The following is a 16,630-nucleotide window of genomic DNA, read 5'->3' as shown; positions in this document are numbered from 1 at the left end:
GTCAGGCGGGTCGAGGAGAAGGCGGGCAAGGCGGAGGATGCCACGCCCCGCATGTGCGGGGGTGGCATCCTGCGTGGATTACTCCTGGCCGGCGACGATGAAGTTGACGGCGTCTCCGACGGTCTTGAGGTTCTTGACCTCGTCGTCGGGGATGGTGACGCCGAACTTCTCCTCGGCGTTGACGACGATCGTCATCATCGAGATCGAGTCGATGTCGAGGTCGTCGGTGAACGACTTCTCGAGGGCGACCTCGGAGGCGTTGATGCCGGTCTCGTCGGTGATCAGCTCTGCGAGGCCAGCGAGGACCTCATCGTTGGTGAAAGCCATGTGGTCTTCCTCTTTCTTACGGGTTGTATATCGGAACCGTGGAACAGTCTAGGGAAAGGTCGGCGCGTTCTCAGGGGAGGACGACGACCTGAGCGGCGAACACGAGGCCCGCGCCGAAGCCGATCTGCAGCGCGAGGCCTCCGGAGAGCTCGGGATGCTCGGCCATGAGCCGGTGACTCGCGAGCGGGATCGAGGCGGCGGAGGTGTTGCCGGTGGTCTCGATGTCGCGCGCGATGACGGTGGACTCAGGCAGCTTGAGCTGCTTGGCGAACTCGTCGATGATGCGCATGTTCGCCTGGTGGGGGATGAACGCGGCGATGTCGGTCGGCTCGACGCCGGCCCGATCGAGTGCCTCTCGAGCGACCTTGGCCATCTCCCACACCGCCCACCGGAAGACCGTCTGGCCCTCCTGGCGGAGGGTCGGCCACGGCACCTCGCCGTCGCGGAACTCGGTGAGCGTGCCGTTCATGCCGACCGCGTCGGCCTTCGAGCCGTCGGAGCCCCAGACCGCAGGAGCGATGCCCGGCGTGTCGCTCGGGCCGATGAGCGCGGCACCCGCGCCGTCGCCGAGCAGGAACGAGATGCTGCGGTCGGCGGGGTCGACGATGTCCGAGAGCTTCTCGGTGCCGATCACGAGGGCGTAGCGTGCGGCACCCGACCTGATCAGCGCATCGGCCTGGGTGACCGCATACGCGTATCCGGCGCAGGCGGCGTTGATGTCGTAGGCTGCCGCGGGGTTGGCGCCCACACGGTCGGCGACGATCGCGGAGACCGACGGCGACTGCTTGGGGTTGCTGATGGTGGCCACGATGACGAGGTCGACCTGGTCGGCCGAGATGCCGGACTTCTCGATCGCCTCGGCCGCCGCGGTGGTCGCGAGATCGATCGCATCCGTGCCCTTGTCGGCTCGCACGCGGGTCACGATGCCGGTGCGCTGGCGGATCCACTCGTCACTCGAGTCGATCGGGCCGATCAGGTCGTCGTTCGGCACCGCGTTCTCGCCGCGGGCCGCGCCGTAGGAGTAGATCCGGGTGTACGCGGGACCGGTGACCTGGTTCAGGGTGGGGCTCATGCGGCTTCTCCGTTCAGCAGCGCGACGGCCGCATCGAGGTCATCGGGGGTCTTGACGGCGACTGTCGGCACGCCGCGCAGGCCACGCTTGGCGAGACCGGTCAGCGCACCCGCAGGAGCGAGCTCGATCAGGCCGGTGATGCCCTGATCGGCGAAGGATGCCATGCACAGGTCCCACCGCACGGGCGAGGAGACCTGGTCGACGAGGTAGCTCAGTGCCTGCGAACCCTCGGTGACGACCGAGCCGTCGCGGTTCGTCCACAGGGTGATGTCGGGGTCCGAGGGGGTGACGGTCGACACGGCGTCGCGCAGTGCGGCGACGGCTGACCCCATGAACGACGTGTGGAAGGCCCCGGCCACCTGAAGGGGGATGACGCGGGTGCCCTTGACGGGCTCGGTGGCGAGGGCGTCGAGCCCTGCGAGCTCGCCGGCCACGACGAGCTGGCCGCCGCCGTTGTAGTTCGCGGGGGAGAGCCCGAGCTCGCTCAGGCGCGTGAGGATCGTCTCCTCATCGCCGCCGAGGACCGCGCTCATACCGGTCGGGGTCTGCGCTGCGGCATCCGCCATCGCACGACCCCGGATGCCGACCAGGCGCATCCCGGTCTCGGCGTCGATCACACCGCTGCCCACGAGGGCCGCGATCTCACCCACCGAGTGGCCGGCGACACCGTCTGCCCGGCGTCCGGCACGGGCCGTCAGTGCGTTCGCGGCGATGAGCGACGCGGCGACGATCAGCGGCTGCGCGACGCGGGTGTCACGGATCGTGTCGGCATCCGACACCGTCCCGTGCTGCTGGAGGTCGACCTCCGCGGCTTCGGAGTAGGTGGCGAGGGTCTCCGTCACGCCGTCCAGCTCGAGCCAGGGGGAGAGGAAACCGGGGGTCTGCGAGCCCTGTCCTGGGCATACGACGACAATCACCACCCCAGTCTGCCAACGATCCGCCGGAAGTGGTGGATGATCCATCACAAGATTCCGAAGAACCCTTGTGTGTGGCGTACAGCAGATCGGGGTCTGCCGTGCGGATCAGCGGGAAGGGCGACGCAGCGGCGCGCGACGGCGGACCTGCTCGGCCGCGCCGATGGAGCCGAGGATGAGTGCCGTCTGCAGGATCAGAGCCTCGCGCGGACCCGTGGCATCCCAGCCGATGACCTCGCTGACGCGCTTCAGGCGGTAGCGGACGGTGTTGGGGTGCACGAACAGCTCCCGTGCGGTGGCCTCGAGCGATCGGCCGTTGTCGAGGTAACTCCACAGCGTCGTCACGAGGTCGGTGGAGTGCGCCTGCAGCGGGCGATAGATCCGCTCGATCAGAGTCTGCTTCGCGAGGGGATCGCCCGCGAGCGCACGCTCGGGCAGGAGGTCGTCCGCGTCGACAGGACGCGGCGCGCTGCGCCAGGCGCGAGCGACGGCGAAACCCGCGAGAGCGGCGCGCGCGCTCTGGCTCGCATCGACGAGGGCAGCGACGGCGGGGCCGAGGACCACGTACCCTGGGCCGAACGAGGGCTCGAGGCGGGTCGCGATCTCCTCGAAGCCGAGCTCTTCCTCTTCGCCTTCGGCGGGTTCCTGGCCCGCGATGCGGGCTCGACCGATGACGAGCACGAGGCGTGACCCCTGGACTCCGATGAGCACGTCCACCGCGAGCTTGCGCGCCGTGCGGCGCACGAGATCGACGTCGAACTGCGGGGGAGTCGTGCCGACCAGAACAGCGACCTCGCCGTGGCCGTGCCAGCCGAGCGCGGCGATACGGCTCGGCAGCTCTTCGTCGGCTTCACCCGTGAGGATCGAGTCGACGACCAGAGCTTCGAGTCGCGCATCCCACAGTCCTCGAGCCTCGGCGGCTCGGGCGTACACGTCGGCGGCGGCGAACGCGACATCGCGCGAGTACAGCAGGATCGCCTCGCGGAGATCTCCGCCTCGGCCGGCGACCCGCTCTTCGGTCACCTCGACCGTGACGCGGATGAGCTGCAGCGTCTGCTGCAGGCTGACGCTGCGCAGAAGCTCGCGCGGTGCCGCGGCGAAGATGTCCGCGGCGATCCAGGGGGTGGAGGTCGGATCCTCGTACCACTGGATGAAGGAGGTGATGCCGGCCTGAGCCACCAGCCCGACCGCAGAGCGGCGGGCCGGTGGCATGTCGGCGTACCAGGGCAGGGTGTCCTCGAGGCGCTTGATCGTCACCGAGGCGATGTCACCGGAGATCCGGCGCAGCCAGGTGAGCGTGGCGGACTTGTCCATGCCGCGCGAAGAGGAACCCGTCACCGATGGCTCAGCTTTCGCCGCCCGCGTTGCCGCTGGTGCCGGCGTTCACGTCGTGCAGGCTGTACTTCTGGATGGCCTGCGCGGCGAGAGAACGGTCGACGACCCCGTCTTCGGCGAGCGACTGCAGCGTGCGGACGACGATCGACGGGCCGTCGATCTTGAAGAAGCGACGAGCAGCGGCGCGTGTGTCGGAGAATCCGAAGCCATCGGCGCCGAGCGTCGCGAAACGCTGCGGAACCCACGGACGGATCTGGTCCTGCACGGCGTGCATGAAGTCGCTCACAGCGACGACCGGACCTTCGGCGCCCTGCAGCTTCTGCGTGAGGTACGCGGTGCGGGGCTCTTCCTCCGGGTGCAGGAAGTTGTGCTCGTCGGCGGCGAGACCGTCGCGGCGCAGCTCGGTCCAGGAGGTGACCGACCAGACATCGGCGATCACGCCCCAGTCGTTCTTCAGCAGCTGCTGCGCCTCGAGGGCCCAGGGGAGTCCGACACCCGATGCGAAGAGCTGGGCGCGGGGGCCCTCGCCCTCGCCGACCGAGATGCGATGGATACCGCGAACGATGCCGTCGACGTCCACATTCTCAGGCTCGGCGGGCATGACCATCGGCTCGTTGTAGAGCGTGATGTAGTACATGACGTTCGGGTCTTCGTGGTTGCCGCCGTACATGCGCTCGAGACCCGAACGCATGATGTGCGCGATCTCGTAGCCGTAGGCCGGGTCGTACGAGACCGTCGCCGGGTTGGTGGCGGCGAGCAGGTGCGAGTGACCGTCGGCGTGCTGCAGGCCCTCACCCGTGAGGGTGGTGCGACCGGCCGTCGCGCCCATGATGAAGCCTCGGGCCATCTGGTCACCCGCGGCCCACTGGGCGTCGCCGGTGCGCTGGAATCCGAACATCGAGTAGAAGAGGTAGATCGGGATCAGCGGCTCGCCGTGGGTGGCGTAGGACGTGCCGGCCGCGGTGAATGCCGCCAGAGCGCCTGCCTCGTTGATGCCGACGTGCACGATCTGGCCCTGCGGGCTCTCCTTGTAGGCGAGGAGGAGCTCACGGTCGACCGACGTGTAGTGCTGGCCGTTCGGGTTGTAGATCTTCGCCGACGGGAAGTACGCGTCCATTCCGAACGTACGGGCCTCGTCCGGGATGATCGGGACGATGCGGTGGCCGAAGTCCTTCGAGCGCAGCAGGTCCTTCAGCAGACGGACGAAGGCCATGGTCGTGGCGATCTCCTGAGTACCGGAGCCCTTCTTGGGCAGCGCGTACGCGGTGTCGTCGGGGAGCGAGAGCCCGACGTGCGTGGAACGACGCTCCGGCAGGTAGCCGCCGAGGGCCTGGCGGCGCTCGAGCATGTACTGGATCGTCTCGTCCTGCGGGCCCGGGTTGTAGTAAGGGGGCAGGTACGGGTTCTCCTCGAGCTGCGAATCCGTGATCGGGATGTGCATCGCGTCGCGGAACGTCTTGAGGTTGTCCAGCGTCATCTTCTTCATCTGGTGGGTCGCGTTGCGGCCCTCGAAGTGCGGACCGAGGCCGTAGCCCTTGACGGTCTTCGCGAGGATGACGGTGGGCTTGCCCTTGTGCTCGGTCGCGGCCTTGAACGCGGCGTAGACCTTGCGGTAGTCGTGTCCACCGCGCTTGAGGTTCCAGATGTCGTCGTCGGAGTAGTCCTTGACGAGGGCCGCGGCACGCTCGTCGCGTCCGAAGAAGTGCTCGCGGACGTACGCGCCGGACTCGGCCTTGTACGTCTGGTAGTCACCGTCGGGGGTGACGTTCATGAGGTTGAGCAGTGCGCCCTCGGTGTCGCGGGCGAGCAGGTCGTCCCATTCGCGACCCCATACGACCTTGATGACGTTCCAGCCCGCGCCGCGGAAGAACGACTCGAGCTCCTGGACGATCTTGCCGTTTCCGCGCACCGGGCCGTCGAGGCGCTGCAGGTTGCAGTTGACGATGAAGGTGAGGTTGTCGAGGCCTTCGTTGGCTGCGACCTGCAGCTGGCCGCGGCTCTCGACCTCGTCCATCTCGCCGTCGCCGAGGAACGCCCAGACGTGCGACTGCGACGTGTCCTTGATGCCGCGGTTCTCGAGGTACTTGTTCGACATCGCCTGGTAGATGGCGTTGATCGGACCGAGACCCATCGAGACCGTCGGGAACTGCCAGTACTCGGGCATCAGACGCGGGTGCGGGTACGACGGGATGCCGTGCGGCGCGTGCGACTTCTCCTGGCGGAAGCCGTCGAGCTGGTCCTCGCTCAGGCGGCCTTCGAGGAACGAGCGCGCGTAGGTTCCGGGGGAGGCGTGGCCCTGGATGAAGATCTGGTCGGCGCCGCCGGGGTTGTCCGCGCCCTTGAAGAAGTGGTTGAAGCCGACCTCGTACAGAGCAGCCGAGGACGCGTAGGTCGAGATGTGGCCGCCGACGCCGATGCCGGGGCGCTGGGCGCGATGCACCGTGATCGCGGCGTTCCAGCGGATCCACGCCCGGTAGCGGCGCTCGATCTCTTCGTCACCCGGGAACTCGGGCTCGTTCTCCGCGGCGATCGTGTTGATGTAGTCGGTGGTCGGGACCATCGGCACGCCCAGGTGCAGCTCCTTCGAGCGCTTGAGCAGGCTGAGCATGATCTCGCGGCCACGCCCGTGGCCCTTGGCGTCGACGAGCTCGTCGAGCGACTGCTGCCACTCGCCCGTCTCTTCCGGATCGCTGTCGAGGGGGCCCTGGGAGTACGGATCCTGGTCGTGCACAGTCACGGGGGAGCCTTTCGTCAAGCTGGCAGGTCATGCCATTGAAACGGGAAGCGACGCGGGCAGCCTTGTCGGCTGTGCACAACGCGTGCCTCCCTCACCCTATCCCCCTTCACGGACGGCCGGATGCCGCAGGTGTCCTTCGAGTCGTCTGTCACATCAGGAGCGTGGCCGGTGTCTTCATGTCGAAGGTCCCAACGACAGGACAGGAGCAACGCGCATGAACAGCAGCAGCACGGGTCGTCTTCCGGCGGCGGAGGTCACGGGTGTCTACGGAGCGATGGTGAAGGTGTTCGCGAAGAAGATGATGGGCCGTGTGCCGGAGTCGGTCGGAGTGCTCTGGAACAACCCTGCGGTGATGAAGGACGCGATGGGCATGGGCCGCAGATCCGAGGGGTGGAAGGAACTCGACCCCGAGCTGGCCTCCTATGCGGCGATGGCGGCGGCGGCCACGGTCGGCTGCAGCTTCTGCCTCGACTTCAACTACTTCATGGGACACAACCGCGGTCTCGACGAGGCGAAGATCCGGCAGGTCCCGCGCTGGCGCGACGCGACGGTCTTCTCTCCGGTCGAGCGGCGGGTCATGGAGTACGCGGAGGCCGCCAGCCAGACTCCGCCGGCGGTGACGGATGAGCTCTCGGACGCGCTGCTCGCGGATCTCGGCGCGGCGGGTCTGGTCGAACTCGCCGCGCGGGTGGCGTTCATGAACATGAGCGCGAGGATGAACGTGGCACTCGGCATCCGCTCGGAGGAGTTCGCCGACGCGTGCGGGCTGCCCCCGCTCGCCCCACCGCCGGCGTCCCGCGACTCGGCTCAGCCTGCCGCGTAGGCTCGCGTCATGGACCGCGTCACGCACGCCGACGACGACCCGTTCGTCGTGCACCGCAACCTGCTGTTCACCGTGGCCTACGAGATGCTCGGGTCTGCGGCGGACGCCGAGGACGTGCTGCAGGAGTCGTGGCTCCGGTGGTCCGCCGTCGATCAGGCGAAAGTCGATGCGCCGAAGGCGTACCTCGTGCGGATCGTGACGCGGCAGGCGCTCAACCACATCCGCTCGTCCTCCCGGCGCAGGGAGGACTACGTCGGAGAGTGGCTGCCCGAGCCCTTGCTCACATCCCCTGATGTCGCGGATGACGTCGAGCTGGCCGAGAGCCTGTCGATGGCGATGCTCACGGTGCTCGAGACGCTCGGCCCGGCCGAGCGCGCCGTGTTCGTACTGCGCGAAGTATTCGACGTGCCCTACGACGAGATCGCCGACGCCGTCGGGAAGACCCCGGCCGCGGTGCGCCAGATCGCGCATCGCGCGAAGGATCATGTCGCGGCGCGGCGCCCGAGGATCCGCGTCGTACCCTCGGAGCACGAGCGTGCGGTCACCCGGCTGGTCGCCGCGCTGGAGAACGGAGACATCCAGGGGCTGATGGACGTGCTCGCCCCGGACGCGGTCTCGGTCGCGGGCAGCGGCGGCAAGGTACGCGGTGCGGCGCGAAAGCCGCTCGTCGGGGCGGACGCCATCGCGCGGTACCTCATCGGCAGTCTCGCCAAGTTCACCCGTGAATTCCGAACCGTGATCACGACGATCAACGGAGAACCCGCGATCCGCGTGGAGATCGACGGACAGCTCGCCGGGATCGTGACGGTCGCAGTCGAGGACGGGCGGATCACGCGGATTTACTCGACGGCGAACCCGGACAAGCTCGGGCGCGTCGACCAGGCAGTGCCGCTGGTGCGCTGACGCACGCACCGTGTGCGCTCTTGGCTAGGATGGTCGGGAAGGGCCTTTAGCTCAGCTGGTAGAGCGCCACGTTTACACCGTGGATGTCGTCGGTTCGATCCCGGCAGGGCCCACTCCATAGTCTGATCCTCCCGCCGGACCGCTGGCGTGCTCACGTCGACGGCGCACCCGGGCGTCGAGCCCGGATGCGCCGTCGAGCGGCTGCGAGGCCGCTTACTGCTGGATGAACGCGAGGATGTCGGGGTTGATCACATCAGCGTGCGTCGTCAGCATGCCGTGCGGGAACCCGCTGTAGATCTTCAGCGTCGAGTCGCTCAGAAGCTCGGCCTGCTTCACCGACGCGTCCTTGTACGGCACGACCTGATCGTCGTCGCCCTGGATGACGAAGACCGGTACCGTGATCGCCTTGAGGTCGTCGGTCTGGTCGGTCTCGGAGAAGGCCTTGATCCCCTCGTAGTGCGCGAGGGCGCTGCCCGTCATCCCCTGGCGCCACCAGTTGTCGACGACAGGCTGCGACAACGTGACACCATCGCGGTTGAACCCGTAGAAGGGTCCTGCGGCGACCGCCTGGAAGAACTCGGCACGGTTCGCTGCCAGAGCCTCGCGGAAGCCGTCGAAGACCGCGATCGGCGTGCCCTCGGGGTTGGCGTCCGTCTGCACCATCAGCGGGGGCACCGACGACACGAGCACCGCCTTGGCGACGCGGCCCTGCGGCTGACCGTATTGCGCGACGTAGCGTGCGACCTGGCCACCACCCGTCGAGTGCCCGATGTGGATCGCGTTGCGCAGGTCGAGATGCTCGACCACCGCCGACGCATCACTCGCGTAGTGGTCCATGTCGTGGCCGGTGCCGATCTGAGACGATCGTCCGTGGCCGCGACGGTCGCTGGCGATGACGCGGTAGCCCTTGTCGAGGAAGTACAGCATCTGGGCGTCCCAGTCGTCCGACGAGAGCGGCCAGCCGTGGTGGAACATGATGGGCTGCGCGTCGGGGCTGCCCCAGTCCTTGTAGTAGATCTCTGCGCCATCATCCGTGGTCACGAACGCCATGATCAGCCTCCAGGTTTCCGTCGTCCCGAACGATGCCGGGCGACTGTCGATCGCCCCACGTGTGCGTCGTGGGAGCGCGACCACGCTAACCCGTGCGCCCGCGCCGCCCGCTCGACATCTGTCCAGGATCCGTCCTGGTCGTCTTCGACATCTGTCCGGTGTCGATCGGCGTTCTCTCGGTAGCCTCTCCACCATGTCGAACTCTCGCATCTCGCACGGTGCGGGATTCTGGGTGGTCGCGGCCGCCTTCCTGCTCGTGATGGCGTACGCGACGGTGCCCACACCGCTCTATCCGCTGTACCAGGAGGCCGACGGCTTCCCGGTCTCGGTGATCACGCTGATCTTCGCGGCCTTCGCCGTCGGCGTCGTGCTCAGCCTGTTCCTGCTCGGGCACGTCAGCGACTGGATGGGTCGGAGACGGATGCTGGTGATCGCGATCCTCATCGCCGCTCTCAGTGCCGTCCTGTTCCTGCTGTGGCACGAGGTGCCCGGTCTTCTCGTCGCGCGGCTGGTGAACGGCGCGAGTGTCGGCATCCTCACCGCCACCGCCACCGCGCATCTCGGCGAACTGCGCGCACATGCCAGACCGACCGAGAACGTCATCGTCGCGGCGTCCGTGGCCGGTGCCGCGAATCTCGGGGGATTGGCGCTCGGGCCACTGATCGGAGGGCTGTTCGCCGAGTTCCTCCCCGCGCCGCTCGTGCTGCCGCACGCGGTCTTCCTCGTCGTGCTCATCGCCGTCGCGATCGCCGTCGCCTGCGTCCCCGAGACCGTGGCGCCCCCGAGTGAGCCACGGCGATACCGGCCCCAGCGGATCGCCGCTCCGCCGAGCTCGAGAACCGCGTTCATCGCCGCCGGGTTCGGCGCCTTCGCGGGGTTCGCCCTCTTCGGGCTCTTCACCTCGCTCGCACCGACGATCCTCATCAGCACGTTCGGCGAACACGACCACCTCCTCGCCGGGGTCACGGCGTGCTCGGTGTTCGCCGCCGCGGCATCGGGGCAGGTGGCTCTCGCTCGCGTCCCGCTGCGCATCCAGCTCACCGTCGCGGCCGTGTGCTGCGCACTGGGCCTCGTCGCGGTCGCGGCAGGAACACTGCTGCCCTCGCTGGGGGTGTTCCTCGGCGGAGGCGTGGTGGCCGGCGTCGGTGTGGGGCTGCTGTTCAAGTCGGCGGTCGCCACGGCATCCGGTCTTGCAGAGCCGGGACGCCGCGGCGAGACGCTCGCGCTGATCTTCCTGATCGCATACTGCGGGCTCGCTCTGCCGGTGCTCGCGATCGGAGTCATCCTCTCCTTCGCGTCGCAGACGACGGTGCTGCTCGTGTTCATCTCGATCGTCCTGGTCGCGACCGTCTCAGCAGCCCTGGTCATGCGTCGCGCGATCGTCCGCCCGGCGTCTCGCGCGCAGGGTTGATCGCCTGTGCCGACCGGTGACGAAACCGCCCCGTAACCGGCGCGCCATCATCGCGAGGAGAAGACCTGCCAAGCTGACATCAGCGAAAGGCGGACGTCGTGACCGAACCCTCACCCTTCGGGCTGCTGCTGCGGTCGCTGCGAGTGGGCCATAATCTGACCCTCGAAGCGCTCGCCGCGCAGTCGGGCGTGAGTGTGCGCACGATCGGCGACCTCGAACGAGGCGCGAGCACCTCTCCGCAACGTCGCACGGTCGACGCACTGGCTGACGGACTCGGCTTGGACGCAGCCGATCAGCATGCCTTCCTGCGTGCGGCGCGCGCCCGCCCCCGAGCCGCCCTGGCCCCCGACGGCCCTGGCGCGATCTCCCCGCACAGGGTGTTCGACTTCTCGGGACGTGATGCCGAGATCGATGAAGCGCTCGAGATCCTCCACGGGCCACGGGCGTCCGACACCCAGCGCCCTGCGCTGATCATCAGCGGGGCTCCGGGAATCGGCAAGACGACCGTCGCGATCGAGATCCTCGAGCGAGATCGGTCGAGCGGCCGCCCTGCGGTCTTCCTCGGGCTGGACGGCTTCAGCTCGTCGCCCCTCAGTGCGCTGCAGGTGATGACCGCGATGTTGCGCCAGCTTCCCGGGGCCGAGCAGAAACCGCCCGCGGATCTCGGCGAGGCGAGAGCACGATGGCGGGCAGCCGTCGACATCGCCCCGGTCACGGTGCTGCTCGACAACGTCGCGAACGAGGCGCAGATCCGTCCCATCCTGTCGATCTGCGCCGGCGATGTCGTCGTCGTGACCTCTCGTCGCAGTCTCGCCGGCCTCGAGGGCGTGCGGCGACTGCGTCTCGGACCGCTCCGCCGGGAGGAGAGCATCGCCTTCCTGCATCGGCTGATCCCGCAGGCGGCGAGCGGAGAGGATGCTCTGGGCGAGGTGGCGGGCCTCTGCGACGACATCCCCCTGGCGCTGCGCGTGGTCGGCAATCGCATCGCCAGTCGGCCCGCATGGACGGTCGATGATCTGCTCGGTCGGATGCGCACGTCGGAGGACCGGCTGCGCCTTCTCGTCGCCGGCGATCTGGCAGTGGAAGCGGCCATCTCGCTCTCCTACGACGAGCTCGACCCGCGCACCGCCGCCCTGTTCCGCTGGATCTCCCTCATCGACGGCAGGACGTTCGGCGCACATCTCGCCGCTGCGGCGGTGCGTTCGTCTGATCTCGCAGAGGTCGAATCGCGCTTGGACGATCTCACAGATCTGGGGATGCTCGAGGCGCGCGGCGGCGATCGCTACCGTCTGCACGACCTGATGCGGCTCTTCGGGCGGAGCAAGCTGCGTGCGTCGGTCGGACCCGATGAGATCGCGCGTCGCGGCGACCACATCCGCTCCTGGCTTCTCGGAACCCTGGAACGCGCGGGCGCCTGGTACGAGCCGCAGAGGGAGCCGACCGCGCTCGGGCGCACCGGCCGCGGGTTCACGAGCGCAGAGGCCGCCGCAGCGTGGATCCGCACCGAGGCCGAGCACTGGTGGCCGGCATACACCGAGGCCGCCGAGGTCGGAGAAGACGAGACGGTCTGCGACGTCGCCGATGCGCTGCACTGGTACTCGGACATCTGGATGACGTGGGGCAACTGGCACCGGTTCTATTCGCTCGCGGCGAGCGCGGCGGAGAGCCTCGGGGACCCGGCGAAAGAAGCCGCGCAGCTCGGCTATGTCGCGTGGGCCGAGATCGTCGAGGTCGGTGATCGGGAGAAGGCGGTGGTGACCGCACGTGCGGCGCTGGCCGCAGCGATGCGGGCCGGCGACGTCGCGCAGCAAGGGTGGGCGCACTATTACATCGGCTGGGCGAGTTGGACACTCGATCGTCTGGTGGAGGCGGATGCGGCCGCGGTCGCCGCGATCGACGCGTTCACCGACGCCCAGGAGACGACGGGTTCGGAGAACGCCCAGTTGCTGTCGTCACTGATCAAGAGCAAGCGCGGTCAGTTCCTCGAATCCATCGAGGAAGCGGAGGCCGCACTCGCGCGGGTGCGGTCCGCCGCGACCGCTGACAGCGTCACCGGGGTCATCACCCAGTACGCGGCATGTCTCGAACTCATCGATGCATACTCCGCCGTCGGGCGGCATGAGGATGCGATGCGGATCGGCGAGCAGGGCCTCGCCCTCGCTCGCGCTCTGAAGGACGACACCCGAGTGCTGTTGATGATGCGTCGGCACATCCGGGTACTCATCCAAGCCGGCGAGGGAGAGGCGGCGATCGCTGAGGCGGATGAGGCGCTGCGCCTTCTCGGGCCGGGCAGCAGCGAGGCGTTCATCTTCGCCAGAGTGCGCCGGGAGGTGTCGCTGATCGGCACACCCGAATCACCCGGCGCGGCCACGGCTTCGGCCTGATCGGCGGATGCAAGACCGACGTCACAGTCGACCGGTGGATTCCCAGAGCCGGATGAGCTTCAGTGCCAGGTGCAGAGTGCTGCGCTTCACACCGTCGTCGAGCGCCTCCTTGACCAGCGGGGGCATGCGCTCGAGCCGGTAGTAGAGGGTCGTGCGGTGGACGAAGAGGATCTGGCACGCGGCGACCACGTTCGCACCGACGTCGAGGTACGTCTCGACGGTGAGGCGCTGGCTGTCGTCGGTCTGGGAGTACAGGACGTGCGCGGCCGGCGAGATGATCCGAAGGGCGTCGGGGTCTGCGGATGCGGAGGCGAGCAGCCGCCAGCCGCCGAGCTCGCTCGCGTCGACGGACGGATGGAACTGGGGGAGGGCTGCGGCGAGAGAGGCGGCGATCGCCGCCTCGTCGGCGGCGCTGCGGAGGTCTGTCGCGCCTCTCGCAGGCGACGCGGATCCGATTCCGAGGATCCTCATCCCGCGTCGGGCGGCTTCCTGCAGCAGGACGTCGGCGAGGTCGCCGTCGGCCGGCTGCCCGACCAGCACGACCACACCGCCCTCGAGCGTGACGAAGTGAGCGGGGACGGGACGAAGATGGGCGAGGTGGCGGCCGAAGGCGATGCGGTCGACGTCTGTGACTGCGGAATCGATCAGGATCGCGCGCACGACCGTGCCCGCTTCGCGGTCCACCCACCTCTGCCGGAGTGCGCGCGAGTAGGCGTCTCGGCGCACCGACTCCTCGGCGTCCAGCAGATCCCGCAGGATCGACTCGCGATCCGCCCGCACGGAACCGGGGCCACGACGAAGGGTGATCCTGACGAGCGCGGACGCCGCATCGACGGCTTCGAACTCGCTCGCCGTGAGGGGGGTGCCGGCGCCCGGATCGACCAGGATGAACGCGATGGCTGCACCGTCGTCCTGCACCGGGACGGAGAGGAGCGACGCCGATGCTTCGTCCGCCGGTGCCGCCGCCCCGGACTCGCGGATGACCACCCAGCGGTTCAGGGACGCCTCGAGCTGGAGGGCGATCTCATGCAGCGCCAGGGAGTTGGCGTCCGTCGTCGTGTCGCTGATCGTCATGGGTTCGCTCCTGTGCGGGGGATGGGCTCACCGTGTCGCTCTGCGTCGATGGAGGGAATCCCGTCATCGAACTCGAGTACGTCTCATGCAACTCTCTCGGGAGCTCGCACACCAGGCGGAAAGCAGGCAGAAGTGGGATGCCCGGTATTCGACTCCTGTCGGATGGTCGTGGACGCCTCGGTTCTTAGATTCGTCTCACACGGACGACGACCGCGAGGTGGCGAGATGATGAGAACCAGCACGGTCGTCCTCGTGCACGGTGCCTTCCTGGATGCCTCGGGGTGGTGGCCGGTCGTTCTCCGTCTGCTCGACGGCGGACACCGGGTGCTCGCCCCTGCGGTGATCGGTCGCAGCTTCCATGGCGACTGCGACTACATCCGCTCGTTCGTCGAGCGCGTCGACGGAGAGGTGCTCCTCGTCGGTCACGGATACGGCGCAGCGGTGATCACCGTGGCGGGCGGGGCGAACAATGTCACCGGACTGCTGTTCATCGCGGGGTACGCGCTCGAGCGGGGCGAGAGCATCGACGAGCTGTGCGGTCGGTTCGCCCCGGCCGAGGCATCAGGGCATCTCGCGTCTGCTCTGTTCCCGGATGGCGACGGAACCTTCCGCACAGAACTCACCGTCACCCCTGATCGTTTCGCCCGTCTGCTCGCCGAGGGCCTGCCCTCCGACGAGTCGGGTGTTCTCGCGGTATCGCAGCGGCCGATCGCCGATTCGGTGTTCGCCGAGCGTGCCATGGAGACCGCCTGGCGGACGAAGCCCAGCTGGGGCGTGGTGGCGACCGAGGATCGCCTGGTCGCCCCGCAGATGCAGCGCTTCGGGTATCGGAGGGCAGGCTGCCGGACGGTGACGGCACTCGACGGGCCGCATCTGGTCACGCAGACCCACGCCACGGACATCGTGCGGATCATCGACGGCATCCTTCGGGAGGTCGCGAGCCATGGCTGAGCCGCAGGTGGCATCGGCCGACGGCCGCACCGGATGGCGTGCGGGTTTCGCTCCTCTCGCCGTGCCGATCTTCCGTCTGGTGTGGCTGGCGTCGATCGTCAGCAACATCGGAAGCTGGATGCAGACGGTCGGCGCTCAATGGCTGCTCGTGCAGGACGACGGATCCCCGCTGCTGGTCGCGCTCGTGCAGACGGCGTCGGCCGCGCCCGTGCTCCTGTTCGCGATCCCCGCCGGTGTGATCGGCGAGTTCCTCAACCGTCGGCGCGTGCTGCTCTGGTCGCAGATCGTGCAGCTCGCGGTCGTTCTCGGGCTGACCTACCTGACGGCGGTCGGTCAGACGACCACGACGATCCTGTTGGCGTCGACGTTCGTGCTGGGGACGGTCTCGGCCATCCAGCTTCCGGCGTTCCAGGCGCTCGTACCCGACATCGTGCCGCCGAAGCTGCTCATCGACGCGGCGAGCCTCTCGTCGATCGGCGTGAACATCGCGAGGGCCGTGGGACCGGCGATCGCCGGCCTCGTGGTCGCGCAGTTCGGGGTCGCGGCGGTCTTCCTCCTCAACGCGCTCTCGTTCCTCGTGTTCCTCGGGGTGCTGTTCTTCTGGAAGACGTACCGTCCACCCGCGACGCGGCCCGAGCCGTTCGTCGACGCGACCAGGGCCGGCATCCGCTACATCCGCCATTCGCGGGTCGTGCGGCTCATCCTGCTGCGCCTCGCCGTCTTCCTGGTCCCCGCGAACGCGCTGTGGGCGCTGCTGCCGACCATCGCCAAGAGCTCGCTCGGATTCAGCGCGAGCGGCTACGGACTGCTGCTGGCCGCCCTGGGCGCCGGGTCGATCGTCGGAGCCTTCGTGCTTCCGTGGGCGCGTCGGGTCGCGGCGGTCAACGGCGTGGTCCTCGCGTCGTCCGTGCTCTTCGGCGCGGGCCTCGTGGCGCTCGTCACCTCGCCCACCCTGTGGATCACCTTCCCGGCGCTGGTGGCGACCGGGCTCGCCTGGATCGGTGTGATCGCCACCATCAACGGAACGATCCAGGCATTCCTGCCCGTCTGGGTGCGCACGCGCGGCCTGTCGTTCTACCAGCTCGTGCTGTTCGGATGCACCGCCGCCGGCTCTGCGGGCGCAGGTGTGCTCGCGGCCATCTGGGATCCGGGACTGGTGGTCGTCGGGGCAGGGGTCCTGTGCGCACTCGGTGGGCTCTCTCTGCTGGTGTGGCCCATGCCCGCGACGGCAGGCATCGGTCGGGGGATCGTCGAAGTGCCCGGAGTCGAGGATCGGCCGCGCGCGGACGGCGACGACGACTCCGCCGTTCTGGTTCTGGTCCGGTATCGGGTTCCGCAGGCGCGGAGACGTGAGTTCCTCGACCTGATGCAGCGCGTGGAGCAGACGCGTCTGCGGACCGGAGCCAGACGGTGGCAGGTGTACGAGGATGCGGACGATCCGGATTCGGTCGTCGAGGCGTACGGGGTCGGCTCATGGCGAGAGCATGTGAGCCAGCACGAGGGGCGGACCACCGAGTTCGATGCAGAGCTCATCTCTCGGGCCCGCGCCATGAGCGACACTGCGCCGGAGATCGAGCACCTGCTCGAGATCCCGCGACCTCACCGCCACCGCCCTTCGACCATCCCCACGCACGAGTAGAGAGAGGCCT

The 16,630-nt window shown here is 68.5% G+C and carries 13 protein-coding genes and 1 tRNA gene; 7 read left to right on the top strand and 7 right to left on the bottom strand.

Translation table 11 applies throughout. The features are described 5' to 3' along the window. Positions 1-78: 78 nt before the first annotated feature. The 5 genes from OD997_RS04270 to aceE all read right to left on the bottom strand — a co-directional run bounded on the left by OD997_RS04270 (position 79) and on the right by aceE (position 6,385). Positions 79-327 (bottom strand): acyl carrier protein, encoded by a 249-nt coding sequence (locus OD997_RS04270; RefSeq protein WP_017202249.1) that lies wholly within the window; start codon positions 325-327, stop codon positions 79-81. Positions 328-397: 70 nt separating this feature from the next. After that, positions 398-1,399, bottom strand: coding sequence for a beta-ketoacyl-ACP synthase III (locus OD997_RS04265; protein ID WP_311244223.1), 1,002 nt, complete (start codon positions 1,397-1,399; stop codon positions 398-400). Next, complete coding sequence (locus OD997_RS04260) at positions 1,396-2,316, bottom strand: ACP S-malonyltransferase (protein ID WP_434330499.1); 921 nt, start codon at positions 2,314-2,316, stop codon at positions 1,396-1,398. The genes OD997_RS04265 and OD997_RS04260 overlap by 4 nt, the downstream gene beginning before the upstream one ends. Positions 2,317-2,421: 105 nt before the next feature. Continuing rightward, positions 2,422-3,627 carry a PucR family transcriptional regulator gene (locus OD997_RS04255; protein WP_434330498.1) on the bottom strand — a complete coding sequence of 402 codons (1,206 nt, stop codon included), beginning with the start codon at positions 3,625-3,627 and terminating at the stop codon, positions 2,422-2,424. A gap of 31 nt (positions 3,628-3,658) precedes the next feature. Then, positions 3,659-6,385: a pyruvate dehydrogenase (acetyl-transferring), homodimeric type gene (aceE, locus tag OD997_RS04250; RefSeq protein ID WP_434330497.1), complete on the bottom strand. Its 2,727-nt coding sequence runs from the start codon at positions 6,383-6,385 to the stop codon at positions 3,659-3,661. A gap of 214 nt (positions 6,386-6,599) precedes the next feature. On the opposite strand from aceE, the gene OD997_RS04245 reads away from it, so the two are divergent. From OD997_RS04245 to OD997_RS04235, 3 genes are all read left to right on the top strand, one after another. Next, positions 6,600-7,208: a carboxymuconolactone decarboxylase family protein gene (locus tag OD997_RS04245; protein ID WP_434330496.1), complete on the top strand. Its 609-nt coding sequence runs from the start codon at positions 6,600-6,602 to the stop codon at positions 7,206-7,208. Between the two features lie 9 nt (positions 7,209-7,217). Further along, positions 7,218-8,111, top strand: a complete 894-nt coding sequence (locus OD997_RS04240) for an RNA polymerase sigma-70 factor (protein WP_434330495.1) — start codon at positions 7,218-7,220, stop codon at positions 8,109-8,111. A gap of 40 nt (positions 8,112-8,151) precedes the next feature. Beyond that, positions 8,152-8,224 (top strand) — tRNA-Val (locus tag OD997_RS04235). Between the two features lie 100 nt (positions 8,225-8,324). Here OD997_RS04235 and OD997_RS04230 read toward each other — a convergent pair. Beyond that, positions 8,325-9,161, bottom strand: coding sequence for an alpha/beta fold hydrolase (locus OD997_RS04230; protein WP_434330493.1), 837 nt, complete (start codon positions 9,159-9,161; stop codon positions 8,325-8,327). Between the two features lie 193 nt (positions 9,162-9,354). Between OD997_RS04230 and OD997_RS04225 the strand changes: the two genes are divergently transcribed. Beyond that, positions 9,355-10,572, top strand: a complete 1,218-nt coding sequence (locus tag OD997_RS04225) for an MFS transporter (protein WP_434330492.1) — start codon at positions 9,355-9,357, stop codon at positions 10,570-10,572. Between the two features lie 98 nt (positions 10,573-10,670). Continuing rightward, a complete protein-coding gene (locus tag OD997_RS04220) occupies positions 10,671-12,956 on the top strand; it encodes a helix-turn-helix domain-containing protein (RefSeq protein WP_434330490.1) in 2,286 nt (761 codons plus the stop codon). 21 nt (positions 12,957-12,977) lie between these two features. Here OD997_RS04220 and OD997_RS04215 read toward each other — a convergent pair whose 3' ends face one another. Next, entirely contained in the window at positions 12,978-14,030 is a 1,053-nt protein-coding gene (locus OD997_RS04215; protein WP_434330489.1) for a PucR family transcriptional regulator, read from the bottom strand. 225 nt (positions 14,031-14,255) lie between these two features. Between OD997_RS04215 and OD997_RS04210 the strand changes: the two genes are divergently transcribed. Then, positions 14,256-14,981 (top strand): alpha/beta hydrolase, encoded by a 726-nt coding sequence (locus tag OD997_RS04210; protein ID WP_434330488.1) that lies wholly within the window; start codon positions 14,256-14,258, stop codon positions 14,979-14,981. Then, entirely contained in the window at positions 14,974-16,620 is a 1,647-nt protein-coding gene (locus OD997_RS04205; protein ID WP_434330487.1) for an MFS transporter, read from the top strand. Before OD997_RS04210 ends, OD997_RS04205 begins: the two co-directional genes overlap by 8 nt. The last annotated feature ends 10 nt before the right edge of the window (positions 16,621-16,630 follow it).

The sequence above is a fragment of the Microbacterium sp. CGR1 genome (genome assembly GCF_051062835.1).
Taxonomy (GTDB): Bacteria; Actinomycetota; Actinomycetes; order Actinomycetales; family Microbacteriaceae; genus Microbacterium.
The sequence above is the reverse complement of the archived record's forward strand: the minus strand, read 5'-3'. Positions and strand labels throughout refer to the sequence as shown.

Coding starts and splice junctions, on each gene's coding strand:
- OD997_RS04225 (WP_434330492.1), top strand. CDS start 9,355: ATGTCGAACTCTCGCATCTCGCACGGTGCGGGATTCTGGGTGGTCGCG.
- OD997_RS04245 (WP_434330496.1), top strand. CDS start 6,600: ATGAACAGCAGCAGCACGGGTCGTCTTCCGGCGGCGGAGGTCACGGGT.
- OD997_RS04230 (WP_434330493.1), bottom strand. CDS start 9,161: ATGGCGTTCGTGACCACGGATGATGGCGCAGAGATCTACTACAAGGAC.
- OD997_RS04210 (WP_434330488.1), top strand. CDS start 14,256: ATGATGAGAACCAGCACGGTCGTCCTCGTGCACGGTGCCTTCCTGGAT.
- OD997_RS04255 (WP_434330498.1), bottom strand. CDS start 3,627: ATGGACAAGTCCGCCACGCTCACCTGGCTGCGCCGGATCTCCGGTGAC.
- OD997_RS04215 (WP_434330489.1), bottom strand. CDS start 14,030: ATGACGATCAGCGACACGACGACGGACGCCAACTCCCTGGCGCTGCAT.
- OD997_RS04270 (WP_017202249.1), bottom strand. CDS start 327: ATGGCTTTCACCAACGATGAGGTCCTCGCTGGCCTCGCAGAGCTGATC.
- OD997_RS04240 (WP_434330495.1), top strand. CDS start 7,218: ATGGACCGCGTCACGCACGCCGACGACGACCCGTTCGTCGTGCACCGC.
- OD997_RS04265 (WP_311244223.1), bottom strand. CDS start 1,399: ATGAGCCCCACCCTGAACCAGGTCACCGGTCCCGCGTACACCCGGATC.
- OD997_RS04205 (WP_434330487.1), top strand. CDS start 14,974: ATGGCTGAGCCGCAGGTGGCATCGGCCGACGGCCGCACCGGATGGCGT.